General features: G+C 63.1%; 19 protein-coding genes and 1 tRNA gene. 5 read left to right on the forward strand and 15 right to left on the reverse strand.

The window, feature by feature from the left end:
• The first annotated feature begins 2 nt into the window (after positions 1-2).
• Both carB and greA read left to right on the forward strand, forming a co-directional pair.
• The gene (carB, locus tag K3148_RS11855) at positions 3-3,329 is read left to right on the forward strand and encodes a carbamoyl-phosphate synthase large subunit (protein WP_221424976.1); all 3,327 of its coding nucleotides are present in this window, start codon (positions 3-5) and stop codon (positions 3,327-3,329) included.
• Positions 3,330-3,440: 111 nt separating this feature from the next.
• Positions 3,441-3,908 carry a transcription elongation factor GreA gene (gene greA, locus K3148_RS11860; RefSeq protein ID WP_221424977.1) on the forward strand — a complete coding sequence of 156 codons (468 nt, stop codon included), beginning with the start codon at positions 3,441-3,443 and terminating at the stop codon, positions 3,906-3,908.
• Between the two features lie 51 nt (positions 3,909-3,959).
• Here the strand turns inward: greA and K3148_RS11865 are convergent, their stop codons facing one another.
• From K3148_RS11865 to K3148_RS11890, 6 genes are all read right to left on the reverse strand, one after another.
• Complete coding sequence (locus K3148_RS11865) at positions 3,960-4,481, reverse strand: GNAT family N-acetyltransferase (protein ID WP_221424978.1); 522 nt, start codon at positions 4,479-4,481, stop codon at positions 3,960-3,962.
• 14 nt (positions 4,482-4,495) lie between these two features.
• Positions 4,496-4,726 carry a DUF4170 domain-containing protein gene (locus tag K3148_RS11870; protein ID WP_221424979.1) on the reverse strand — a complete coding sequence of 77 codons (231 nt, stop codon included), beginning with the start codon at positions 4,724-4,726 and terminating at the stop codon, positions 4,496-4,498.
• A 108-nt stretch (positions 4,727-4,834) separates the two neighbouring features.
• Positions 4,835-5,353 (reverse strand): hypothetical protein, encoded by a 519-nt coding sequence (locus K3148_RS11875; protein WP_221424980.1) that lies wholly within the window; start codon positions 5,351-5,353, stop codon positions 4,835-4,837.
• 40 nt (positions 5,354-5,393) lie between these two features.
• Positions 5,394-5,741 carry a hypothetical protein gene (locus tag K3148_RS11880; protein ID WP_221424981.1) on the reverse strand — a complete coding sequence of 116 codons (348 nt, stop codon included), beginning with the start codon at positions 5,739-5,741 and terminating at the stop codon, positions 5,394-5,396.
• Entirely contained in the window at positions 5,734-6,174 is a 441-nt protein-coding gene (locus K3148_RS11885; protein ID WP_221424982.1) for a phage holin family protein, read from the reverse strand. Before K3148_RS11885 ends, K3148_RS11880 begins: the two co-directional genes overlap by 8 nt.
• A 21-nt stretch (positions 6,175-6,195) precedes the next feature.
• Complete coding sequence (locus K3148_RS11890) at positions 6,196-6,834, reverse strand: hypothetical protein (protein ID WP_221424983.1); 639 nt, start codon at positions 6,832-6,834, stop codon at positions 6,196-6,198.
• 177 nt (positions 6,835-7,011) lie between these two features.
• Here K3148_RS11890 and eno point away from each other — a divergent pair, with 177 nt between their 5' ends.
• The gene (eno, locus tag K3148_RS11895) at positions 7,012-8,301 is read left to right on the forward strand and encodes a phosphopyruvate hydratase (protein ID WP_221424984.1); all 1,290 of its coding nucleotides are present in this window, start codon (positions 7,012-7,014) and stop codon (positions 8,299-8,301) included.
• A gap of 4 nt (positions 8,302-8,305) precedes the next feature.
• Here eno and K3148_RS11900 read toward each other — a convergent pair whose 3' ends face one another.
• Positions 8,306-8,557, reverse strand: coding sequence for a hypothetical protein (locus tag K3148_RS11900; RefSeq protein ID WP_221424985.1), 252 nt, complete (start codon positions 8,555-8,557; stop codon positions 8,306-8,308).
• A gap of 78 nt (positions 8,558-8,635) precedes the next feature.
• Here K3148_RS11900 and K3148_RS11905 point away from each other — a divergent pair, with 78 nt between their 5' ends.
• Together K3148_RS11905 and K3148_RS11910 are read left to right on the forward strand one after the other, a co-directional pair.
• Positions 8,636-9,682, forward strand: a complete 1,047-nt coding sequence (locus tag K3148_RS11905; RefSeq protein ID WP_247711572.1) for an aminoglycoside phosphotransferase family protein — start codon at positions 8,636-8,638, stop codon at positions 9,680-9,682.
• Positions 9,682-10,773 (forward strand): Rv3169 family protein, encoded by a 1,092-nt coding sequence (locus K3148_RS11910; protein WP_221424986.1) that lies wholly within the window; start codon positions 9,682-9,684, stop codon positions 10,771-10,773. Before K3148_RS11905 ends, K3148_RS11910 begins: the two co-directional genes overlap by 1 nt.
• Here the strand turns inward: K3148_RS11910 and ribH are convergent.
• From ribH to mreC, 8 genes are all read right to left on the reverse strand, one after another.
• Entirely contained in the window at positions 10,770-11,192 is a 423-nt protein-coding gene (gene ribH, locus K3148_RS11915) for a 6,7-dimethyl-8-ribityllumazine synthase (protein WP_221424987.1), read from the reverse strand. The two genes, K3148_RS11910 and ribH, sit on opposite strands and share 4 nt — an antisense overlap.
• Before the next feature lie 5 nt (positions 11,193-11,197).
• Positions 11,198-12,436: a 3,4-dihydroxy-2-butanone-4-phosphate synthase gene (gene ribB, locus K3148_RS11920; protein ID WP_221424988.1), complete on the reverse strand. Its 1,239-nt coding sequence runs from the start codon at positions 12,434-12,436 to the stop codon at positions 11,198-11,200.
• Positions 12,437-12,553: 117 nt separating this feature from the next.
• A tRNA-Lys gene (locus K3148_RS11925) sits at positions 12,554-12,629 on the reverse strand.
• A 110-nt stretch (positions 12,630-12,739) separates the two neighbouring features.
• Entirely contained in the window at positions 12,740-13,069 is a 330-nt protein-coding gene (locus K3148_RS11930) for a hypothetical protein (RefSeq protein ID WP_221424989.1), read from the reverse strand.
• Positions 13,070-13,292: 223 nt separating this feature from the next.
• Positions 13,293-14,414, reverse strand: a complete 1,122-nt coding sequence (gene rodA, locus K3148_RS11935; RefSeq protein WP_247711573.1) for a rod shape-determining protein RodA — start codon at positions 14,412-14,414, stop codon at positions 13,293-13,295.
• A complete protein-coding gene (gene mrdA / locus K3148_RS11940; protein WP_221424990.1) occupies positions 14,411-16,501 on the reverse strand; it encodes a penicillin-binding protein 2 in 2,091 nt (696 codons plus the stop codon). The genes rodA and mrdA overlap by 4 nt, the downstream gene beginning before the upstream one ends.
• Positions 16,501-17,052, reverse strand: coding sequence for a rod shape-determining protein MreD (locus K3148_RS11945; protein ID WP_221424991.1), 552 nt, complete (start codon positions 17,050-17,052; stop codon positions 16,501-16,503). The genes mrdA and K3148_RS11945 overlap by 1 nt, the downstream gene beginning before the upstream one ends.
• Positions 17,052-17,942 carry a rod shape-determining protein MreC gene (mreC, locus tag K3148_RS11950; RefSeq protein ID WP_221424992.1) on the reverse strand — a complete coding sequence of 297 codons (891 nt, stop codon included), beginning with the start codon at positions 17,940-17,942 and terminating at the stop codon, positions 17,052-17,054. Before mreC ends, K3148_RS11945 begins: the two co-directional genes overlap by 1 nt.
• Between the last annotated feature and the right edge of the window lie 2 nt (positions 17,943-17,944).

The following is a 17,944-nucleotide window of genomic DNA, read 5'->3' on the forward strand; positions in this document are numbered from 1 at the left end:
CCATGCCCAAACGCACCGACATCTCCTCGATCCTCGTAATCGGCGCCGGCCCGATCATCATCGGCCAGGCGTGCGAGTTCGACTATTCCGGCACACAGGCGATCAAGGCGCTGAAGGAAGAGGGCTACCGGGTCATCCTGGTCAACTCGAACCCGGCCACGATCATGACCGATCCGGAAATGGCCGACGCGACCTATATCGAGCCGATCACGCCCGAAATCGTCGCCAAGATCATCGACAAGGAACGCCCCGACGCCGTCCTGCCGACGATGGGCGGGCAGACCGCGCTCAACTGCGCGCTCGCGCTGTTCAATAACGGCACGCTGGAAAAGTACGGCGTGCAGATGATCGGCGCCAACGCCGACGCAATCGACAAGGCGGAAAACCGCCAGCGTTTCCGCGAGGCGATGGACAAGATCGGCCTCGAAAGCGCGCGCAGCGGCGTAGCCAACACGGTCGACGAGGCCTTCGCGGTTCTGGAGCGTACGGGCCTCCCCGCCATCATCCGCCCCAGCTTCACGCTCGGCGGGACGGGCGGCGGCATCGCCTACAACAAGGCCGAATTCGACAAGATCGTGCGCGAAGGTCTCGACGCCTCGCCCACCACCGAAGTCCTGATCGAGGAATCGCTCCTCGGCTGGAAGGAATTCGAGATGGAGGTGGTGCGCGACCGCAAGGACAATTGCATCATCATCTGTTCGATCGAAAACGTCGATCCGATGGGCGTGCATACCGGCGACAGCATCACCATCGCGCCCGCGCTGACGCTGACCGACAAGGAATATCAGATCATGCGCACCGCCTCGATCGAGGTGCTGCGTGAAATTGGCGTGGAAACAGGCGGTTCGAACGTACAGTTCGCAGTCAATCCAAAGGATGGCCGCCTGATCGTGATCGAGATGAACCCGCGCGTTTCGCGGTCCTCGGCGCTGGCATCGAAGGCCACCGGCTTCCCCATCGCGCGGGTGGCCGCAAAATTGGCCGTGGGCTACACTCTAGACGAGATCCAGAACGAGATCACCGGAGCTACCCCTGCCAGCTTCGAGCCGACCATCGACTATGTAGTGACCAAGATCCCGCGCTTCGCCTTCGAGAAGTTCAAGGGCGCGAAGAATGAGCTTTCGACCGCGATGAAGTCGGTCGGCGAGGTCATGGCCATCGGCCGGTCCTTCGCGGAATCGATGCAAAAGGCGCTCCGGGGCCTCGAAACCGGCCTCGACGGGTTCAACCGCGTGCCCGAACTCGAAGGCGTCAGCCGCGAGAAGATTACCGCTGCGCTCAGCCAGCGCACGCCCGACCGCATCCTCAAGATCGCGCAGGCGTTCCGCGAGGAATTCACGGTCGAGGAGATCAACCAGATCACCGGTTTCGATCCGTGGTTCCTGCGCCAGATCGAGGCGATCATCTACGAAGAGAAGATGCTCGGCCATAACGGCCTGCCGCGCGACGAGGCGGAAATGCGCCGCCTCAAGGCCATGGGGTTCTCCGACAAGCGCCTTGCAACGCTGGCCGTGCGGTCTGTTGGTGTTGCGGGCGGCCTCGCCGAAACACAGGCGCGCCGGTCGGGCCTCCTTCACGATGCCCTGCGCGCCATGGCCGGTGCCACCAGCGAAGAGGAAGTCCGCAAGCTGCGCCACAAGCTGGGTGTCTATCCGGTCTACAAGCGCATCGACAGCTGCGCGGCCGAATTCGAAGCCATCACGCCCTATATGTACTCGACCTACGAAGCGCCCAGCTTCGGCGAGGCGGAGGACGAGGCCGATCCGAGCGACCGCAAGAAGATCGTCATCCTCGGTGGCGGCCCGAACCGGATCGGGCAGGGCATCGAGTTCGACTATTGCTGCGTCCATGCCTGCTTCGCGCTGGCCGAAGCCGGGTTCGAGACCATCATGGTCAACTGCAATCCGGAAACGGTCTCGACCGATTACGATACCTCCGACCGCCTCTATTTCGAGCCGCTGACCGAGGAAGACGTGCTCGAGATCATGCGCGTCGAAATGTCCAAGGGCGAAGTGGTGGGCGTGATCGTCCAGTTTGGCGGGCAGACCCCGCTCAAGCTTGCCGCAGCGCTCGAACGCGAAGGCATTCCGATCCTCGGCACCTCGCCCGATGCGATCGACCTTGCCGAAGATCGCGAACGTTTCGCCAAGCTGGTAAATAAGCTCAACCTCAAGCAGCCGCTCAACGGCATCGCCAAGAGCCGCGACGAAGCCGCCGCTGCCGCCGCTCGCATCGGCTATCCGGTGCTTCTGCGCCCGAGCTATGTGCTGGGCGGTCGCGCGATGGAGATCGTCGACAGCGAACCGCAGCTCGACGATTACATCAACACCGCCGTCAACGTCTCGGGCGACAGCCCGGTGCTGGTCGACCAGTACTTGCGCGACGCGGTGGAGTGCGATGTCGATGTCGTCTCGGACGGCAATGAAGTGCGCATCGCAGGCGTCATGCAGCATATCGAGGAGGCCGGCGTGCACTCAGGCGACAGCGCCTGCACCCTGCCGCCCTACAGCCTGCCCGCCGACATCGTCGAGGAAATGGAACGCCAGGCCAAGGCGCTGGCCGAAGCGCTTAGCGTGCGCGGCCTGATGAACGTCCAGTTCGCGGTGAAGGACGGCGAGGTCTACCTGATCGAGGTCAACCCGCGCGCCAGCCGCACCGTGCCTTTCGTGGCCAAGGCCATCGGCCAGCCGGTCGCCAAGGTCGCCGCGCGCGTGATGGCGGGCGAACCGCTGTCGAACTTCGAGCCCTTCGATCTCAAGCCCGACCACATGGCCGTGAAGGAAGCTGTCTTCCCCTTCGCGCGCTTCCCGGGTTCCGATCCGGTCCTTTCGCCCGAAATGAAGTCGACCGGCGAAGTGATGGGCATCGATCGCGGCTTCCCCGCCGCCTTCTACAAGTCGCAGCTGGGAGCGGGGATGACGCTGCCGACCGGCGGAACCGTGTTTGTGTCGGTGAAGGACAGCGACAAGGACGTCATCCTGCCCGCCGTGAAGACAATCCTCGACCAGGGCTTCAAGGTCATCGCCACCGGCGGCACGCAACGCTTCCTGTCCGAACAGGGGCTGGAGGTCGAGCGGGTCAATAAGGTCGCCGAAGGGCGCCCGCACATCGTCGACGCCATTATCGACGGCGAAGTGGCGTTGATCTTCAATTCGACCGAGGGCTGGCAGTCGCTGCTGGACAGCCAGTCGATCCGCGAAGCCGCGCTTGAAAAGAAGCTGCCCTATTATACGACCGCCGCCGGAAGTCTTGCCGCGGCCCGTGCAATTGCGGAGGTTTCGACCGAGCAGCTTGAAGTGCGCTCCCTGCAGGACTATTATAGCTCCTAAGAACTAGACGCGTACCCTTCCTCACATTCGGCCATCAGAGGTTCCGCACTTCGCGGACCGGGGTCGAATTGTCCGGGGAGGGACGCTTTGCAGGAAGGACAAAGGGGTCCCATGGATAAGGTGCCGATGTTGGCCGAGGGCTATGAGAAGCTGACCGCAGACCTGAAGGTCCTGCGCGCCGAGCGCCCGAAAATCGTCGATGCAATCGAGGAAGCGCGCGCGCATGGCGACCTTTCCGAGAACGCGGAATACCACGCGGCCAAGGAGCGCCAGGGCCAGGTCGAAGCCATGATTGGCGACCTCGAAGACAAGATCAGCCGCGCGCAGATCATCGACCCGACCACGCTTTCGGGCGACAAGGTGATCTTCGGGGCGACCGTGACCCTGCTCGACGAAGAAGACAAGCCGGTGAAGTACCAGATCGTCGGCCAGACCGAAGCCGATGCGAGCAAGGGCCGCATCAGTTACACCTCGCCTATCGCGCGCGCGCTGATCGGCAAGCAGGTGGAAGAAGAGGTCGAGGTCACCGTGCCGAGCGGCGACAAGTTCTACCTCATCGACAAGATCGAATTCGTCTGATCGAGCGGGCGGTTGCTGCGCGCACCGCCTTTCACAGACAGCCTTCGCTAATCAGGTGTTGGAGAGCCGGCCCGTCTTTTTCGGGGCGGGCTTCGCCTGTTCGATCTCGCGCACCATCGCCCAATTGGTGATGTCGACGCCGTCGATTTCGAAGGTGCGCTTCTTCATCGCCGTGTAGCCTGCGCTTTCGAAGGCGGGCTTGGCGATTTCGCTCGCCTCGGTGAAGAGGTGGGTGATCCCGTGATACTTGGCGTAGAGCGCGGCCGTCGCCAGCAGGCTGGAGGCAATGCCTTCGTCCGTATGGTCGGGATGGCAATAAAGGTGGTCGAGATGGCCGGTCAGCTCCAGCATCGCATAGGCGACGGGCGTATCGTCCTCGTCGGTGGCGATGAAGATCTGGGTGCCGGCATCGGCCTGCGCCTGGTAGACTTCGGGGCCGGCGAAATTGGCCAGCCAAGCCTCCACCTGTTCCTCGGTATAGGCTTCCGGTCCGATGGCCCCGATCGCCGCGCGGCCGAGCTCGGCGAGCGCTTCGGCGTCACCTTCCTCGAAAGAGCGGATCGAATAGGCCATCGGTTCTCGGGTCCTTATGCGTCCGGATCGAGCAGCTTGTGCAGGTGGACGATGACGTATTTCATTTCCGCATCGTCGACCGTGCGCTGGGCGTTGCCGCGCCAGGCGCTCTCTGCGTCGTCATAGGTGGAGTAAACGCCGGCGACGTGGATGCTTTCGGGATCCGAAAAGGTGACGCTGCGCGGGTCGGTCACGCGGCCGCCCATCACCAGGTAGAGCGTCTGCTTGCTCTCTTTTTCTTCCATTGGTCCGTTCTTCCGTTTGGGGAGGGAGATAACGGCCACGCCCCATAGCGGAAGCGGCGCGACAGGCAACCCTGTCACGCCGCTACGCGAAGTTGGTTTAGGAAGAGTTTAGTTGGTCAGGCGCGCACGAAGATCGCGATAGGCACGCGACGATTTTCGGCTCGCACGGCGACCGCTCGACCGCAGGCTGTCGCCCATCGAGTCGAGGCGATAACCGGCGTCACGCTTCAGGCGACGGCTCTGCGTACCGGCCGCGTCGGTCATATCTTCGAACTTGTCGCCTGCCCCTTCGATCATCGAAAGACCGTAGGCGAGCGCAGTATCGGCGGCGTAAGACGCCCACGAGCCGCCACGACGGCCAAGTTCGCGGCCACGGCGCGTCATCGCACCAATGGCGAGACCGACGGCAACGGCACCGGCGACGGTGGCAACCGGGTGCTTCTTCGCGAATTCAACGGCGCTGTCGGCAACGTCCTTGGCCTGGTCCATCAGCGACCGCTCTTCGTTGCGGCGTTCGCCTGCTTCGATGCGGGCGCGCAGCTGATCACGCTTTTCCTGATCGGTCAGCTGACTGTCGGCGCTGATGGGGGTGACGTTGGTCTGCGGGGTTTTGGCGGTGTCTACCATTGGGTACATCCTTGAATAAGTGTTCGATAAACCAACGGGTTTACCGACCCAATCGTTCCTCCAACTCGTCGCGGAGGTCCCACCCGCTGTCGTCTTCCTCGTCCTCGTCGTCCGGCGCAAGGCCGAAAGCAGAGAGGATCGGATTGCGTGCGAACCAAACAACCACCGCCGCAATCAGGGCTGCAAGGGCGCCCTTATTGTCCTCGGCCACCTCGATGGCTTCCTCGTACAGATCCATCGCGCCTTCGGTGACACGATCCATGGCCCTCTGGCCCAGGCCCTTGTGCGCGAAATCGGCCTTGATGTGCTGGATATCGGCGTCGACGAGCGCACGCGCGGAATCGCGCAGGTAGCGGTCGGCAAGCATCTGCGCCTTGCGGTCACTCATCGCCCTTCTCCTTTTCCGCAAAGGCATCGCGAATATCGTCGATCCGGCCCTTGAGCATTTTCAGGAGGACTACGCCGATGACCAGCAGCGCGATGGTGACGATGGCCGTCGCGATCCACGGACCCACGAGGGGAACGAGGGCGATAACCAGACCGACCACAAAGGCGATCAGGGCAAGGTGGAAAACGCCAAAGGCACCAAGCCCGATGGCAATGGCGCCCTTTAGACGGTTGGCGGTATAGCTAGCGCGGCTCTTCTGATAAGCGATCTCCGCCTCGGCATAGGTTTTGCCGTCTTCGAAAAGCGCGAGGACATCTTCGGCGAGCGAAGGGCCATGAGCACCTTCATCCTCCTCGATGTCCTCGTAATCGTCGGGCAGGTCGAGCGGACCTTCGTAGTCCGCCCGTTCCCTGGTGTCTTCGTCCCGCATCATTTCCCCTGTTATCGCTAGATCTTAGCGACGGAAAAGACGCGAGAGCATGAAGCCGGCGACAGCAGCGATGCCGATGGCCGTGCCCGGGCTTTTGCGAACGAACGCGCGGCCGTCTTCGACCAGATCATCGACGCTCTTTTCGTCGAGCTTCGCGGCGTAATCGTTGAGCGCACCCGAGGCGCTGCGGGCGTAATCGCCATATTTGGCGCCGAGCTTTTCATCGACCTGATGGGCGTTTTCGCTGATCGAACGGCTGAGCGAGCGCAGGCCTTCACTAGTCTTCACCTTGCCTTCGGTGGCGAGTTCCTTGCCCTTGACCTTGGCGTCGGTGCCATAGGTCTTGGCATCGCTGACCCAGTCCTGGCTCTTGCCCTTGGCCTGGCCGCGATAGGCAGCAGCGCGTTCCTTTCCTTCGGCCTTGAGCGCGGCAGCGCCCGCCTTGGCTTCTTCCAGAGCGGCGTTGAAGCGGCTCTTGGCTTCGGCGCGGTGCGGATTGGTTGCGGTGGTTTCGGTTGCGGTAACGGTGTTGGTCACGGGGACTGTCTCCTTGGCTGCACCCTTCTTCGCCACGGTCTTGCGCGGCTTCTTCGCGGTGCTGGTTTTTGTCTTGGGGGTGGTCTTGGGCTTTTTCGGCGCGCCCGACGCGGTGTTTTCTGCCATTGCTCTCGTCCTTGCCCTCAATTCGTATTCATTTCCCGGCGGTTGGCGTGAACCGGGGGTTCTATGGTGCAACGCAACTTGCGCCGTGATGTTCCGACGCATAGAGCGCTTTCCGAGCCCTCGATCTGGGGGTGTTTTACTGAATTACAACACCTGTCACCGGAGTCCATCCTTCCCATGACCGCCATCATCGATATCCACGCCCGCGAAATCCTCGACAGCCGGGGCAATCCCACGGTGGAGGTCGATGTCTTGCTCGAGGATGGCAGCTTCGGGCGCGCCGCCGTGCCCTCGGGCGCGTCGACCGGTGCGCATGAGGCGGTGGAACTGCGCGATGGCGACAAGGGCCGCTATCTCGGCAAGGGCGTGACCAAGGCGGTGGACGCGGTGAACACCGAAATCCGCGACCTTCTGGTCGGCAATTTCGACGCCGAGGACCAGCGCGACATCGACTTGTCGATGATCGCGCTCGACGATACGCCCAACAAGGGCCGTCTCGGCGCAAACGGCATCCTCGGCGTCAGCATGGCGACCGCCAAGGCCGCCGCCAATGCGCGCGGCCTGCCGCTCTACAGCTATATCGGCGGCGTTTCCGCCCATGTCCTTCCCGTTCCGATGATGAACATCATCAACGGCGGCGAGCACGCCGACAATCCGATCGACATCCAGGAATTCATGGTCATGCCGGTGGGAGCGGACAGCCTCGCCGAAGCCGTGCGCTGGGGCGCGGAGATCTTCCACACGCTCAAGAAGAAGCTGAGCGAGAAGGGTCTTGCCACCGCCGTAGGCGACGAGGGCGGCTTCGCCCCGAACCTTGCCGGCACGCGCGACGCGCTCGACTTCATCATGGCCTCGGTCGAACAGGCTGGCTTCAAGCCGGGTGACGATGTGGTGCTGGCGCTGGACTGCGCGTCGACCGAGTTCTTCAAGGACGGCAAGTACGAAATCTCGGGCGAGAACCTGTCGCTCGACGGGCATGAGATGGCCGAATATCTCGACAAGCTGTGCCGCGACTATCCGATCCGCTCGATCGAGGACGGCATGGCCGAAGACGATTTCGAAGGCTGGAAGGCGCTAACCGACCGCATCGGCAATTCCGTGCAGCTGGTGGGCGACGACCTGTTCGTAACCAACCCCCAGCGCCTGCGCGAAGGCATCGACCAGGGGCTCGCCAATTCGCTGCTCGTGAAGGTCAACCAGATCGGCACGCTGACCGAGACGCTGGACGCCGTCGCCATCGCCAACCGCGCGAGCTACACGGCCGTCATGTCGCACCGTTCGGGCGAGACCGAGGACGCGACCATCGCGGACCTCGCCGTGGCGACCAATTGCGGGCAGATCAAGACCGGCAGCCTCGCGCGCAGCGACCGGCTTGCCAAGTACAACCAGCTGATCCGCATCGAGGAAGAGCTGGGCGACAGCGCGTTCTACGCGGGCCGCGACTGCTTCGGAAAAATCGTCTGCTGACCGGTTAATCGCCCGCCCGGTTTTTCGGGTGGAACCAGTATTGCCACACGCCCCAGCCGTTGATGAGCAGCAGCAGGCCGTTCATCGCGGCCAGCGGCATCGCGTCCTCGGTGAGCCCGATATAGATCCAAAGCGCCGAAACAGCGCAGAACAGCACGAAGCCCCATGCGGTGGCCCGGCGTCCCATGTCGAAAGCAATCATCGACGCGGCGGCCACCGTTCCTACGGACGCGATCCATTCGATGGGTCCGTTCATGCTTTACTCTTCCTCATGTTTGCCACGACGAACCTGGCAGGTTAGCGTTCCAAAACTGCTCTTTGTGGGAGAGGGGCCTTGAGCGGATTTCCGGTCCATCCTGACGAGGTCACGCCTGCATGGCTGTCCGAGACACTCGGCGCACGCGTCCGATCGGTCACGTGGGAGCCGATCGGGACCGGGCAAGTCGGCGATAGCGTGCGATTCCATCTCGACGTCGAGGGCGTCCCGGACACGCTGGCAGGCAAATTCCCCGCCGCCGACGAGACCAGTCGCGGGACGGCGGCGATGTTCGGGCTTTATCGCAAGGAGGTTGAATTCTACCGGCAGGCAGCCCCGCTGCTCGACGTACGCGTGCCGCAAACCTTCGCCGCGGAAGCGAGCGAGGACGGGGCCAGCTTCGTCTTGATTTTCGAGGACCTCGGCCCCGCGCGTCAGGGGGACCAGATCGCGGGCTGCACGCTGGAGGAAGCGAAATCAGCCATCGCGCAAGCCGCTGCGATCCATGCGCCGAGTTGGAGAAGGCCGGAGATTCTCGATGCTGGGTGGATCCAGCCTCCCGAAGACTTGGGCGCGAAGGTCGGCGCCATGTACCCGCAGGCGCAGGCGCTCTTTCGCGAACGCTATGCCGATACGCTCGAGCCGACTTACATGATCGTCTGCGAGCAATTGGCGGAACATGCTGCGACTTATTTCCGGCGCGACCCCGACATTCAATGTCTCGTCCACGGGGATTTCCGGCTCGACAACATGCTGTTCGATATCCGCGGCGGTTCCGAGCCCATCGCCATCCTCGACTGGCAGACGGTGACCATCGGCAAGGCGATGACCGACATCGGTTATTTCCTCGGCTGCGGGATCGGGCAGTTGGGTCTCGATCACGAGGAGGAACTGCTCGACCTCTATCTCGCCGAAATGGCGGCAAGGGGTGTGCACCTGACCCGCGCGGACCTTGCCGAGGATTACCGCGTCGGCATCCTGCACGGCGTTTCGACCGCCGTATTCAGCGCCGCCTTTGTCGAACGCACCGAGCGCGGGGATGCCAACTTCCTGTCGATGGCGCGCGGGGCCTGTGCGCTGGCCCTGAAGCATGACAGTATCGCTGCGTTGAAGGAGAAGGGTTGATGGCGCTTTCCAAGGGTGACGAATATCCCATCCACCAGACCGCGGAGCCTGTGGCCTATGCGGGCACCGACCGCAATTTCTACGACCGCTACTTCTTCAACGGCTACGCGCCCGATGGCAGCGGGTTCTTCGCGCTGGCGCTGAGCGTTTACCCCCATCTCGACGTGGCGGACGCGCATTTCAGCTTCATCCGGGGCGGCACCCAATATTGCCTGCACGCCAGCGCGGAAATGGGGATGGAGCGGATGGCCATGCGGGTTGGGCCCATCTCTATCGAGGTCGTCGAACCGCTTCATGCGTTGAAGGTCACCATCGAAGAATCCGATGGCATCGCGGGCGAATTCACCTTCACCGGACGCGCCTTCCCGATCGAGGAGCCGCGCTTCACCCACCGCATCGGTCCGCGCGCCTTCATGGACTACACGCGCATGACGCAGAACGGCCATTACGAGGGCTGGATTGCCGTCGATGGCGAGCGGCACGAGATGGTCGACGGCACCGCCGGCACGCGCGATCGCAGCTGGGGTGTGCGGCCCATCGGCGCGCGCGATTCCCAACCGATGCCCGGCGCGCCTATGCCGAGCTTCTTCTGGCAATGGACGCCGATCAGCTTTCGCAACGGCAGCCTGTACTTCCACGTCAACAACGACACGCATGGCCGCGCCTGGAACACCCGCGCCGCCTGGGCGCCAGACGGGGCCGATGCCTCCGATATTGCCGAGGGCCACGGCGGCATGCGCACGCGCCTTTTGCCCGACACCCGCTGGCCCTCGGGCGGCACGCTGTCGCTGGCGGTCATGGGCGCGCCAGAGCAGGTCACTTTCGAATCTCTCGGTCGCTTCCAGATGCGCGGGCTGGGCTACACCCATCCCGAATGGGGCCACGGCATGCACCACGGCCCCTTGCGCGTGGAGCGCGAGGATATCGATCTAGCAGGCCTCGATCCGCTAGCGCCGGAGAACCTCCACGTGCAGACGCTGGTGCGCGCCACCGGCAATGACGGCAGCGACGGGATTGGCGTCTTCGAACAGCTCATCCTCGGTCCCTTCGCCCCGCTGGGACTGACCGGGATGGTGGACGGCGGTGCCTAGGCGGCGAAGCGCCCCTGAAGGTCGAGCAGGGCCAGAGCCGCCTTGGCCGCCTCGCCGCCCTTGTCCTTCTTCGACGGGTCTGCGCGCACGAGCGCCTGTTCCTCGTTTTCGACCGTAATGATGCCGTTGCCGATGGCAATCCCGTCCATGGTCAGCGCCATGATCCCGCGCGCGCTTTCGCCGGCGACGATCTCGAAGTGATAAGTCTCGCCGCGGATCACCACGCCGATGGCGACGAAACCATCGTAGCGGCCCGTTTCGGCAGCCATGGCGATGGCGCCGGGAATTTCGAGCGCTCCGGGAACGGTCAGCACTTCGACGCTGTGGCCCGCTTCTTCCAGAGCGGCCTTGGCGCCTGCCACCAGCATGTCGTTCAGATGATCGTAGAAACGCGCTTCGACGATAAGGAAATTGGCCATGGGGATCACTCCGGAATGGGCATATGGTCGACGATATTGAGGCCATAGCCTTCGATCGCGACGACGTTGGGTTGCGAATTGCTGAGCAGGATCATGTCCTCAACGCCCAGGTCGGCAAGGATCTGCGAACCGATGCCGACATTGCGCTCGGCCTCGCTCTGGCCATAGCCGCTTGCCGGGCGGCCGGTGATGATGACGATCACACCCGAACCGTGTTCGCCCATGACCTGCATCGCGCGCTGGAGGGTGCGCTTGCGGGGGCCGGGCTTGCCGAGCACGTCGTCGAAGATCGAGATCGGGTGGACACGGGTGAGGGTGGGGTGGCCTTCGCTGACCTCGCCTTTCTGCAGGACGTAGCTCTCGCTGCCGTCGACGGTGTTGCGATAGGTCAGCATGCGCCAGGCGCCGCCGTAATCGGAATCGAAGGTGTCTTCCGCCGTACGCTCGACGAGATGGTCGTGACGCATGCGGTATTCGATGAGGTCGCGGATCGTGCCGATCTTCATGTCATGCTTGCGTGCGAAGCTGACGAGATCGTCGAGCCGGGCCATGGTCCCGTCGTCCTTCATGATCTCGCAGATCACGCCGGAGGGGTTGAGGCCGGCAAGGCGAGAGATGTCGACCGCGGCTTCGGTATGGCCGGCGCGGACCAGCACGCCGCCGTCGCGCGCGGTCAGCGGGAAGACATGGCCGGGCGTGACGATATCGTCCGGGCCCTTGGTCGGATCGATGGCGACCGAGACGGTGCGCGAGCGGTCGGCCGCGCTGATGCCGGTGGTCACGCCCGTCTTCGCCTCGATCGAGGTGGTGAAGGCGGTCTGCATGCTCTCGCGATTGTCGCGGCTCATCGGCTCGAGGCCGAGAGCTTTCACCCGCTTGCTGTCCAGCGAAAGGCAGATGAGGCCGCGGCCATGCGTGGCCATGAAGTTGATCGCGTTGGGCGTGGCCATCTGCGCGGGAATGACGAGGTCGCCTTCGTTCTCGCGATCCTCGTCATCGACGAGGATGAACATGCGGCCGTTGCGCGCTTCGTCGATGATCTCTTCCGCACCGACGATGACCGGGGTCTCGTCGTTCTCATCAAGGAAGGATTCCAGCTTACCGAGCGTTTCGGCGGTCGGGTTCCAGCTGTTCTCGGTGCAATCGCGAAGGGTGTTGGCATGGAGGCCTGCGGCGCGGGCAAGGCCGGCGCGGGTCATCAGGCCATTGCCGATAAGCGTGCGGACTTTTTCGATCGTGTTCATGCAGCGAGTGGCTATCACATCACAATGTGATGCGCAATGCGTGGCGCACATTGGATGTGAAGGCGCGCAATCCAGTCGCGGATGGCGGGGCGCTTCAAGGCTGAAAAAGAGAGGAAATGGTGGACGCACTAGGGCTCGAACCTAGGACCCGCTGATTAAGAGTCAGCTGCTCTACCAACTGAGCTATGCGTCCACACTCACGGTCAGATTTCCGTGTCCCGCCCGGTGTTGCGGGCGTTCCCCGACTCGGGGGAGGCGCTCATATAGCGGCTGTTTCGCGGAAAAAAAGCGCTAATCGCAAATTTATGCAACGTCGCGGTTTTTCAGAAGCGAAATTCCGGTTTCGCGCAGGCGGATCGTCGCGCCGAACGGGTCGCTCGGATTGTCGAGGATGTCGACGATCTTGCCGTATTCAAGGGCCCGCAGAGCCGCGAAGGCCTCGTGCAAGGGGAGGCCCGTCATGCGGTGGATGTCCCACACGGTGGTTTCTTCGCCCGCCTGTTCGCGCTGGCACAGGCCAAGCAGGACCTCACGGCACGCGCCGTCGCCCGCGTGCTTCGCAAGCTCTTCGCATTCCAGTGGATCACGTGCAGAAGTATTGGCGCCTGGTGAGAGGCGTGTCGGTTCGACCAATGTTGCGTCCCTTTTTATCAGCAGCGCCGGCGCCTCTCAATTCACTGGCAGCTGCGTCTTCAATTCTTTCGTATAGTTAATTCTTCGCTTTTTGTCAGTCACTCGTTCGGGTGACACGACCTCGGAAGTGCGTTTTGTCTTCCAGAAATACGCCTAAGGGCGTCTCTTTTTGGCGATTGCTGCACTGGTGAACGCATACGTATGCGTGAATGATGGTCGAAGCTCAACCTCCGACCAGACCAGTCCGCGGCGCACTGCGATTCCACCTGTGAATCATCATCAGCACGCCAATGCAGATCATATTGGTCATCATCGAGCTGCCGCCGTGGCTGATGAAAGGCAGGGGGATGCCGACCACGGGGGCAAAACCCATGACCATCAGTAGATTGATCGCAATGTAGAAGAAGATCGTCGCGGTCATGCCCGCGGCAAGCAGCTTGGAAAAGCGGTCGTTCGCGGCCTTGGCGACCTTGAGTCCCCAGAACAGGATCAGGCCGAAACAGGTAAGGATGAAGAGCCCGCCAACGAAGCCCCATTCCTCGGCCATGGTGGCGAAGACGAAGTCAGTGTGCGGTTCGGGCAGGTAGTTGAGATGGCTCTGCGACCCTTCGTTGAAGCCTTTTCCGAAAAGTCCACCCGAACCGATCGCGATTTTCGATTGGGTGATTTGGTAGCCGTCGCCCAAAGGATCGTTCTCTGGATCAAGGAAGGTCAGCACGCGCTTTTGCTGATAAGGTTGCAAGCCTACAAAAAAGGCGACCGGGAGCAGCGCCAGCCCCGCAATACCCGCCGTGACAAACCAGCGCAGCGGAAGACCCGCCAAGAACATCACCACGAAACCGCCGAATGCAATGGCAAGGCTGGTGCCGAGATCGGGCTGCAGAAGGACGAAGGCGATCGGCAACAGGATGATCGCAGCGGCCGGCATGAGGGCCCGAAAACTCGGGACCATACCGACGGGAAGGCCGCCATAGTAATGTGCCAGAGCAAGAACGGCTGCGGGCTTCATCAATTCGGACGGTTGTATCCGGATTGGTCCCGCCTCAAGCCAGCGCTGGCTGCCACCCTGAACCTGCCCCATCACTTCGACAGCGAGGAGTAGAAGGAGGATCGCGATGTAGCCCGGATAGGTGAGCATCTGCACGGTCGGTTTGTTGAACCGAGAAATGACTACCGCCATCGTGAAAAGAATTGCGAAGCGCAGCAGGTGACCACGCGCATAAGCATCGAAATCGCCCGCCGCGGCGGATGTCAGTACCAGTGCTCCGAACCCGATCAGGGCGAACAGCGGGAACAGCATCATCCATGGCTGGCGCGCAACGGGCGCTGGGACGATGCCGCTCACTGGCCGCTATCCGGCACAGGGGCGGCCACTTCGGCCGAGGTGGTTGGCGGTCGCGAGCCTTCGTTGCGCGAAGAGGTCGGCTGCGTCGCGAGTTCTTCCGACTGGCGCTGCGCAAGCCGCGCTTCGGCGACGACCTGGTCGAAGATCTGGTCGGTGCGCTGGGGCACGGGTTCGACCACTTCGCCTGCCGCTTGCGCATAGGCACGGTATTTCGCGTCGAGCCGTTGCTGGGCGGTGCCGCCCCATTGCTCTTCCAGAGGCCGCAGGGCTTCCATGCCCTTGGCCGGGTCGAAGAGGAAGGTCATCACGTCGCGCGCAATCGGGTAGGCCGCGCCCGAGCCGCCGCCATGCTCGATCACCACGGCGCCTGCGTATTTCGGCTTGTCGAAGGGGGCGAAGAACACGAACAGGCCGTGGTCGCGGTATTTCCACGGGCCGGTCTTGCCGTTCGAGATGCTGAGCGAGACGACCTGCGCCGTACCGGTCTTGCCGGCCATCTGCACGCCTTCGATCGGCAGTCTTGCACGGCCCGCGGTGCCGGGACCGTTGACCACGTCGCTCATCGCCTTGCGGACGTAATCGATCTCGCTGGCCGAAAAATCGAAATGCTCGAACTCAGGACGAGGATCGTCCATGCGCAGGTGTGGAACGACTTTGTAGCCCGTCGCAAGCCTTGCGCTCATCACCGCCAGCTGGAGCGGGTTTACGAGGTAATAGCCCTGTCCGATCGACGCGTTGACCGTGTCATAAGGCTGCCAGGCCTGATCGTATTTGCGCTGCTTCCAGGCCGGATCGGGTACGGTGCCGTAGAACTGGCTTGTAACCGGCAGCTCGAACTCTTCGCCAAGCCCCATTTTGTGCGCCCATTCGGCCACTTTCTCGAAGCCGATCTGCTGCGCGAAATGGTAGAAATAGCTGTCGCACGACTGGTAGATCGCCTTGGCCATGTCGACGCGGCCGTGGTTGCTCCAGCAGTTGAAGAAGCGGTTGCCGATACGGCGCCCGCCACCGCACATGATAGCCTCTTCCGGCTTCACACCGGCGTCGAGGAAGGCCATGCAATGCATTGGTTTTACAGTCGAACCTGGCGGATAAAGCCCCTTTAGGACCTTGTTGCGCAGGGGCACGCGTTCGTCCTCGCGCAGCATGGAATATTCGACGCGGCCAATGCCGGCGGAAAAGCTGTTGGGGTCGAAGCTGGGCATGGAGGACATGCACAAGATGTCCCCGCTTTCGCAGTCCATCACCACGCAGGACCCGCTTTCCAGACCGATGCGTCGGGCGGCGTAATCCTGCAGCGGGCCGTCGATCGTGAGGCGCACGGGCGCGCCCTGCTTGTCCTCGCGCGTTTCGAGATCGCGCACGATGCGGCCCGAGGCCGTCACCTCGACGCGGCGTGCGCCCGGCTTGCCCTGAAGCTCCTTCTCGAACTGCGCCTCGAGCGCGTCCTGTCCGATTTTATAGCCAGGTGTGATCAGGATTGGATCGGGGTTCTCTTCGTAATCCTCGGCCGACGCCGGGCCGACATAACCGATGAGATGGCCCACGCTCGCCCCGGTTGGATAGAAGCGGGAGAAGCCGCGCTGCGGCACCACGCCCGGCAGGTCTGGCAGGCGCACGCTGATGGCGGCGAAATCCTCGTAATCGAGGCCGGTCGCCACTTCGACAGGCTGGAAACCGCGCGCCTCTTCAACTCGCTTGTTGATGTCGGCGAGAGCGTTCTCGGACAGGTCGAGAATGCCGGCGAGCTGCATGAGCGTCGCCTCCACATCGTCCATCCTGTCGGGAATGACATCGACGCGGAAATCGGCCCGGTTGGAGGCGAGAGGGGCACCGTTGCGATCGAGGATCCAGCCACGCCGTGGCGGAATGAGCGACAAATTGACGCGGTTGCTTTCGGACTCCAGCACCCAGCGTTCGTTCTCGGCAATGCCGATATAGGCCATGCGCGCGGCGAGGATCGTCCCGATACCGCCCATGCCTGCGCCGATCACGAAAGTGCGGCGGTCGAAGGCGTTGTCGAGCGTCGTCTGGCTGACCAGATCGCGCGGTTTGGCGCCGATCCTCTTGCGGCGAAACAGACCCATCAGACGCGCCTCCAGCGCCTCAGGCGCAATTCGTCGAGCCGCGCGACGAAGCGGGCGATGACGGGGAAGACGAGGATGGTCAGGACAATCTGCGGCACGAGGGCAACCAGCGAGGGAAGGGTCGGCGAGGCGCCCGAAAGCAGCCAGCCGGCGAGGAGATAGAGCAGGCTCAATATACCCGCCGTGAACCAGTCCTGCCAGAAGGCACGCCACGGCCAGCGCATCTCGATGGCCTCGATGATAAGCAGGGTCATCGACCAGGTCATGATGGCGAAGCCGAAGGGCTGGCCGCTGAAGAGATCGTCGAACAGGCCGAGCGGAAAGCCTGCCCAGACGGGCAGCAGACCGGGGCGCACCAGACGCCAGGCCAGCAGGACGACGAAGCCGAGCGGCGGCACCATCGGCAGGGCAGCGGCAATCGCAAAGATCGGCAGGATCGAGGCGACCAGGATCGACGCCCAGGGAATGATATTGGCGAGCAGCGGCGAATGGGAGCGGTTGATGCGACTGCCATAGGCATCGCTGCGGGCGCGCGGTTCGATCCGCTCCATCAGTCGCCCAGCTCCTCTTCGATCGGGGTCTGTGCGCCCAGCGCCGCTTCGGGTTCGAAAATCGCTTCCACCGCGACATAGTCGGTCGCCGCAGGATCGCTGACGATCCGGGCAAGGCCGCCGTCGTCGGTCAGTTCGGTCACGATGGCAACCGCGATGCCGGGCGGGTAATAGCCGCCTGCGCCACTGGTGACGAAGAGGTCGCCCGGTTGCAGCGGATTGATGCCGAGATTGATGAGCTTGATCCGCAGCAGGCTGTCCCCGCGCCCTTCGGCGAAAGCCACGGTCTCGTCGCCGGCGCGGCGGACGGGCAGCACGCTTTCGCTGTCGGTCAACAGCAGGACGCGCGAGGAAGTGCTGCCGGCTTCGAGAATACGGCCCACCACGCCGCGCGGACTGCGCACGGGCATGCCGACCATCACCCCGTCATCGGACCCTGCGCCCAGATAGGCGAAGCGTCGCGTGCTCGAAGCCGAGGAGCCAACCAGCCGCGCCACGGCAACGGGTTTGCGCTCTTCTTCCTGCAGGTCGAGCAGGCCCTTCAATCGCACATTCTCCTGCCGCAGCGCTTCGGCTTCCGCGAGTCGGATGCGGGCGAGCTGCATCTCGCGCTTGAGTTCGGCGTTTTTCGATCCTGCCCGGTAATAGCCGCTGACCGAATCCCACAGGGACTTCGTCCCCGTGCGGGCCGCGGCCGCGGTCTCGGTAGCCGGGCTGACAGCATCATTCGCCGCACCGCGCGGGCCGCCGAACAGGTCTGGCTGGAAGAACGAAATGCCGAGCAGGACGGCGCCGATGAGCGCACCGGCACCGGCCACGATGTAGCCCGTGAACAGATTGTATTGCGCCCGCTTGGAATAGCTGGAGCGCCGCTGGCCACTCGGCGCCATTG

Source organism: Qipengyuania aurantiaca, assembly GCF_019711375.1.
Taxonomy (GTDB): domain Bacteria; phylum Pseudomonadota; class Alphaproteobacteria; order Sphingomonadales; family Sphingomonadaceae; genus Qipengyuania; species Qipengyuania aurantiaca.